Below are 1067 nucleotides of genomic sequence, written 5' to 3'. Positions count from 1 at the left end.
CCCTGCGTCGCTGGGTTTCGCGCTGGCGTCGAGAGCAGGAAGGCATGTCGCAGCCACCGCGATTGCAGGATCAGGAACTGATCGAATCGCTCCAGGCAAAGCTGGCACTGCTTGAAGCCGAGAACCAAGTACTAAAAAAGCAATTGCCCTCTCATCTAAAGGTTCTGTTCGGTCGAACCAAGTGATTGATGGCGTTCGAGGTGCGATGTCGATTCGGCGCATGTGCTCAGTGCTTGGCGTTGCCCGAAGCAGCTATTACACCAAGCGTAAACCCAAGCGCCTGAAGCCTGAACTGCGCTTGCTGAGGCGTAAACTTCGTGCGATGCATAAAGAACATCGTGAGGCGTTAGGTACTCGTGGGTTTTCCAGAGAGCTAAGAAAAGAGGGGATTTTTATTGGGCGCTGTCGAATGCGCACGCTGATCAACACCTTTGGTCTACACCGACGCAGACCGTGTTATGCCCACTATCGACGCGCTACGAAACCAGCGATTGTTGCACCGAACATACTTGATCGGCGTTTTAATCCGACCCAGCCAGACACACTTTGGGCCGGTGACATTACCTACATCCGAGTCGGAAATAGCTGGCTTTATCTGGCGGTGGTGATGGATCTGTTTTCACGCAGAATTGTGGGTTGGGCCTGTTCCCGAACTGCCGATGCTGAACTGTCTTCAAGGGCGCTAAGGTTAGCAGTGTCACTACGCCGTCCGATGCCCGCGTTGCTATTTCACTCAGACCAAGGCTGCCAGTACACCGCTGATCGATTTGTTGGCTGCTTGGCAGAAAACCGGATCGTTCAGAGCATGAGTCGTCGAGGGAATTGCTGGGACAACGCAGTGGTTGAGCGCTATTTCAGGACGTTGAAACACGATTGGATGCCGGAAAATGGCTACCAAAACCATTTCGAAGCGGAGAAGGATGTGATGGATTTTGTTCATCACTACAACCATCGTCGTTGCCACTCTGCCTCGAACCAATTGCCGCCTGCGCTGTTTGAGCAGCAGGCGGCCTAATACTCCTACGGAGTGGTTTAAAAAAACTGAACCACTACAGCCTGCTCGCGAT

The 1067-nt window shown here is 53.0% G+C and carries 2 protein-coding genes; both read left to right on the top strand.

What is annotated here, in order from left to right; all coding sequences use genetic code 11:
- Positions 1 to 185, top strand: a 185-nt coding sequence (locus tag VLA07_RS27060) for a hypothetical protein (protein ID WP_442969561.1), incomplete at its 5' end; no start/stop codon positions are given.
- A 20-nt stretch (positions 186 to 205) separates the two neighbouring features.
- A complete protein-coding gene (locus VLA07_RS27055; RefSeq protein WP_259699494.1) occupies positions 206 to 1015 on the top strand; it encodes an IS3 family transposase in 810 nt (269 codons plus the stop codon).
- Positions 1016 to 1067 lie beyond the last annotated feature (52 nt).

Source organism: Pseudomonas sp. S3(2024), assembly GCF_036861315.1.
Taxonomy (GTDB): Bacteria; Pseudomonadota; Gammaproteobacteria; order Pseudomonadales; family Pseudomonadaceae; genus Aquipseudomonas; species Aquipseudomonas putida_A.
The sequence above is the reverse complement of the archived record's forward strand: the minus strand, read 5'-3'. Positions and strand labels throughout refer to the sequence as shown.